At 57.3% G+C, this 4,781-nt stretch carries 5 protein-coding genes; all 5 read left to right on the top strand.

Going from position 1 to position 4,781, the window contains the following annotated elements:
• Window positions 1–96: ABC transporter ATP-binding protein C-terminal domain-containing protein (locus tag P0D89_RS50950; protein ID WP_494478175.1), on the top strand; the 96-nt coding region annotated here is incomplete at its 5' end.
• Window positions 97–152: 56 nt separating this feature from the next.
• Window positions 153–1,151, top strand: coding sequence for a 4-hydroxyproline epimerase (locus P0D89_RS50945; protein WP_408369551.1), 999 nt, complete (start codon window positions 153–155; stop codon window positions 1,149–1,151).
• A gap of 46 nt (window positions 1,152–1,197) precedes the next feature.
• A complete protein-coding gene (locus tag P0D89_RS50940) occupies window positions 1,198–2,433 on the top strand; it encodes a metal-dependent hydrolase family protein (RefSeq protein WP_408369548.1) in 1,236 nt (411 codons plus the stop codon).
• 131 nt (window positions 2,434–2,564) lie between these two features.
• The gene (locus tag P0D89_RS50935) at window positions 2,565–3,242 is read left to right on the top strand and encodes a GntR family transcriptional regulator (RefSeq protein ID WP_408369557.1); all 678 of its coding nucleotides are present in this window, start codon (window positions 2,565–2,567) and stop codon (window positions 3,240–3,242) included.
• 544 nt (window positions 3,243–3,786) lie between these two features.
• Window positions 3,787–4,689: a dihydrodipicolinate synthase family protein gene (locus tag P0D89_RS50930; RefSeq protein ID WP_408369545.1), complete on the top strand. Its 903-nt coding sequence runs from the start codon at window positions 3,787–3,789 to the stop codon at window positions 4,687–4,689.
• The last annotated feature ends 92 nt before the right edge of the window (window positions 4,690–4,781 follow it).

Below are 4,781 nucleotides of genomic sequence, written 5' to 3'. Positions count from 1 at the left end.
CGCTACGTGATGGACTCGGGTCTGGTCACGATGTCCGGCGACGCGAAGCAGATGCTGGATGATCCGAAGGTGCGGGCAGCGTATCTGGGTGAATAGAACAGGTGGCCATCACCGGGCTACTTTTTGTATGTAATTTTGGATGGGGCAGGGTTATGAAATCGACATTCTTTTGCATCGACGGACATACATGTGGCAATCCGGTCCGGGTCGTCGCAGAAGGCGCGCCGCGGCTGGAAGGAGCGAACATGATCGAGCGACGCGCACATTTTGAACGCGAGTTTGACTGGATCCGGACATCGCTCATGTTCGAACCTCGGGGTCATGAAGTGATGTCGGGCAGTATCCTCTATCCGCCGACCCGGTCCGACTGTGACGTTGCCATCCTGTTTATTGAAGTCAGCGGCTGTCTGCCGATGTGTGGCCACGGCACCATTGGGACGGTAACAACCGCCATCGAGCACGGTCTGGTGCGTCCGCGTGAACCCGGTGTGCTGCGTCTGGACACGCCGGCCGGTCTCGTGGTTTCGCGCTACAAGATGGACGGAGACAACGTCGACTCGGTGCAGCTCATCAATGTTCCATCATTCCTTCACTCGACGGACCTGACGGTTGACGTTGAGGGGCTCGGCGAAATCCGCTTCGATGTCGCCTACGGCGGCAATTTCTACGCGATCGTCGAACCGCAGAAAAACTTCGGTGGCCTCCACACACTCAAGCCTTCGGATATTCAGCGTCTGAGCCCGATCCTGCGCCAGAAAGCGAACGAGAAGTATCAGTTCGTTCACCCCGAGAAGGCAGAAATCCGTGGTCTGAGCCACGTGATGTGGACAGGCGAACCGACGGTCGAAGGTGCAAGCGCTCGCAATGCTGTGTTCTACGGTGACAAGGCGATCGACCGGTCGCCTTGCGGCACTGGGACGTCCGCCCGAATGGCACATCTGGTCGGCAAGGGCAAACTTAAGATTGGTGAACGTTTTGTTCACGAAAGCATTATTGGAACGCTCTTCAATGGTGTGCCGGAAGAAGCGGCCAAGGTGGGTGAATTCGACGCGATTATTCCGAGCATTGAAGGGTGGGCGCGGGTGACGGGACACAACACGATCTTTGTCGATGACCGTGATCCGCTCGCCAAAGGCTTTTTGCTGAAGTGATCTACCGCGACCGGTGGGTCGCTCAAAAATCAGCTGGGGAATTGAAATGTTGATCTTGAAAAACGCACGCGTCCTGGACGTGAATCACGAAAACGACAATGCCCGCTATTCGATTGTAGTGGACGGGGAGGTCATCAAGGACGTCACCCGCGAACCGGTGTCGATAGATGGCGCGCAGGTTATTGACGTTGGGGGCAAGACGGTCATGCCGGGTATGATTGACTGCCATGTGCACGTCATTGCATCGGTTGCGCACCTCGGTAACAACGGGCGTTTGCCGAACACCTTTGCCGTCTTGCGGGCGGTACCGATCCTGAGCGGTATGCTCAACCGGGGCTTCACAACCGTGCGGGATGCCGGCGGCGCCGACTACGCGCTCTCACGTGCAATCGAGGAGGGAGTGATCGCGGGGCCGCGCTTATTCGTGGCCGGTAAGGCGCTGTCGCAGACGGGCGGTCATGGTGACTTCCGCGAGCGCTTCGACAACTCCGATCCCGACCCCTGTGGCTGTCACCGCAATCTCGGGGCAATCGGGCGTATCGTCGATGGTGTGGACGACGTACGCAAGGCTGTCCGTGAAGAGATGCGCGCCGGCGCGCACCACATCAAGATCATGGCGTCGGGTGGCGTCGCATCGCCAACAGATCCGATTGGGAACCTGCAGTTTTCCGGCGACGAGGTCAAGGCCATCGTCGAGGAAGCCGCGTCGCACCAGACCTATGTCATGGCGCATGCCTACACAGGCAAGGCGATCGCTCGCGTCGTGAAGCTCGGGGTACGCACGATTGAGCACGGCAACCTGATCGATGACGAGGCGGCGGCTGTCATGGCAGAGTTTGGAGCGTTTGCGGTGCCAACGCTCGTTACCTATGACGCGATGAGCAAGGTCGGTGCGAAGGCCGGCGTGTCAGAAAGTGCTCTCGCGAAAAACGAGAACGTTCGTATTCAGGGCCTGAAAGCGCTCGAGCTACTCAAACGTAACGGGGTGAAAATGGGTCTTGGCAGCGATCTGCTGGGCGACATGCACGAGTATCAAAGCGATGAACTGACGATCCGTTCAGAAATTCTTGGTGCTTTCGAGACGATCTGTCAGGCCACGGTTGTGGGTGCCGAAATCGTTGGACAGCACGGCCGTCTTGGAGTCGTCGCCCCGGGAGCCTTCGCTGACCTGCTCGTTGTTGACGGTGATCCGCTAAGAGATATCAGTGTCCTTGCCGGGCAGGGTGAGCGCATCGCTGGCGTGATGAAGAACGGCGCGTGGGTACGGAAAGCGTTGCAGTGATGCAGCGTCGGCCATTGGATTTTGTATCCGAAAGCCGGCGACGTGGTAGCATGCCCACTGTATCCAATCCTTTACTGAAACTGATCATGCCCCCGGTAGCCGCCAAACGTCGTACCAAAGAAGCGTCCACGATGAGCGAAGTTATCGCGGACGAAAGCACGCGCAAGATTGTCCGGCCAACTACAGTCGAACTCGTCACAACGGCGGTTCGGCAGCGAATCCTGAGCGGCGACCTGGCTCCGGGTGAGGCATTGCGGCAGGAAGCGCTCGCCGAGGAACTCGGCGTCAGCCGCGTTCCTATCCGTGAGGCCATCACCCGTTTGACGGCAGAGGGGTTGCTGACCAATGTCCCGCACAAGGGCGCATACGTCTCCGAACTGTCGATAGACGAAGTGAGGGAGACGTTTGACATCAGACTGCGTCTTGAGCCGTGGATCTTTTCCGAAGCTATCCCGCGCATCAGCGAGGCCGAGATGGGCAAGGCGGAACGGCTTGTCAAGGAAATGGACAAGGCGGACTCGGGCGTATGGGGGCAACTGAACTGGCGTTTGCACGAAACGCTTTATCTGCCTGCGCAGCGGGATATCACGCTGCAGATGTTGCGAGTGTTGCATGACCGCTGCGACCGTTATTTCCGCTTTCAGGCCGTGCAGGTGCCGATCCGCGAACAGTCGCATGCCGAGCACATGGCCTTGGTCCAGGCATGCAGGAAGCGCGACGCGAAGCTTGGGGCCAAACTGCTGGAGCAGCACGTCAAGACGGCCGCACAACAGATCATGTCGGTTGTTGACGCGGTGGTCACGCGCTGATTTCGCTAGCCTCGTCTGTAATTCTTCATCCCGTGTACCTTATGGCAAGCTGAGAGCGCACATAAATTACAGAACGCGCTCCGGTGAGCTTGCCGCGCATTCCTATAATCCACCAGAGGTGCGTTCCCGCGTACGTCAGTGATCCTGCTAATGCGCGTCAGCGCACTTTTACTTTCCCGTGCGCAGACAATGGTCGTCCTGTTCAGTGATCGGCCGCGGCGGATCGCTCCTCATCTGCGTCAAGTATTAAATCTATCTTCGCTCGTAGGAGTTATGGTTAGCTATCCATATTGAAAATAGCTTGCAGATCAGGCTTACATTTTGAAGTCCATGCGTCGCAAAACGTGACGTGGTGTCTAGGGTAAACCTCTAGAATCTTCGGTTTCATTTCGTGTTTTAATTATGAATATTGGATCCAGGATACTAATTCGTTTCTCTTGAGGGCTGCAGGCGTTGCAGTATTTTTTGAACGCTTTCTTTGGATCCAATATACACAAGTTGCGCGAGGCGTCACGGACCCTCGACTTTAGAGAAGGAATGGATCATGGCTATCAATTGGCAAGGCGTCTTCCCCGCAGTTACCACCAAACTGAAATCCGACTTCACGCTCGACATCGAGGCTATCCGCGCAGGGCTTGAACGCCTGATCGTGAATGGTGTCAGCGGCGTGGTGATGATGGGTATGGTGGGCGAGAACGCACAACTCACACCGGAAGAAAAGCTGACGGTCCTGCATACGGCGAAAGAGGTAATCAAAGGCCGCATACCCATCATCTCGGGTCTGGCGGAAACGAACACCGAGAACGCCGTGGCGTATGCCAAGGAAGCCGAAAAGATCGGCATCGATGGCATGATGGTCTTCCCGGGCTTGACCTACAAGTCGGACGTTCGTGAAACGGTGGCTTTTTACAAGACCGTTGCGACGGCATCCAGCCTTGATATCCTGCTGTACAACAATCCGCGCGGCTATGGGGTGGACCTGACGCCTGATGTCGTCGAGCAACTGCTCGAGGAGCCCACCATTGTTGCAATCAAGGAAGAGTCGTACGAAACCACACGTGTGACCGACCTGATCAGCCGGTTCGACGGTCGCCTTGCGGTGGTCTGCGGTGTGGACGATCTGATTCTTGAAAGTGCCGCCCTGGGCGTAAAGGCATGGGTCTCAGGGATGGCGAACGCGCTGCCCAAGGAATCGGTCAACCTTCTGAATCTTGCAGTCAAGGGTGATTTCGCGACGGCACGCAAACTGTATGCTGCCCTGACCCCGCTGTTCCACCTCGACACGGTGGTGAAACTGGTCCAGCACATCAAGCTCGCTGAGCACATCATCACGGGTTCGGCAGAAACGGTGAAACCGCCGCGCCTCGATCTGGTAGGCGAAGAGCGCGAGACCACCATCGCCATCACTCGCAAGACGCTGGAAGACCTCAAGGCACTCGGTTATTAACGAGGCTTCCGGACCCGGGGCCGCGGGGGGGGGGCGGGGGAACGGGTGTGGATTAAAGGTTTATATTAGGGGCGGAAAGCGGGGGGAGGGTT

Origin of the sequence: Paraburkholderia sp. RL18-085-BIA-A, assembly GCF_046027075.1 — a bacterium.
Taxonomy (GTDB): Bacteria; Pseudomonadota; Gammaproteobacteria; order Burkholderiales; family Burkholderiaceae; genus Paraburkholderia.
This window is presented reverse-complemented; position numbering and strand designations above follow the sequence as displayed.

Bases quoted from the DNA above. Each gene is read 5' to 3' on its own strand.
- P0D89_RS50945 (WP_408369551.1), top strand. From the start codon at position 153: ATGAAATCGACATTCTTTTGCATCGACGGACATACATGTGGCAATCCG.
- P0D89_RS50940 (WP_408369548.1), top strand. From the start codon at position 1,198: ATGTTGATCTTGAAAAACGCACGCGTCCTGGACGTGAATCACGAAAAC.
- P0D89_RS50935 (WP_408369557.1), top strand. From the start codon at position 2,565: ATGAGCGAAGTTATCGCGGACGAAAGCACGCGCAAGATTGTCCGGCCA.
- P0D89_RS50930 (WP_408369545.1), top strand. From the start codon at position 3,787: ATGGCTATCAATTGGCAAGGCGTCTTCCCCGCAGTTACCACCAAACTG.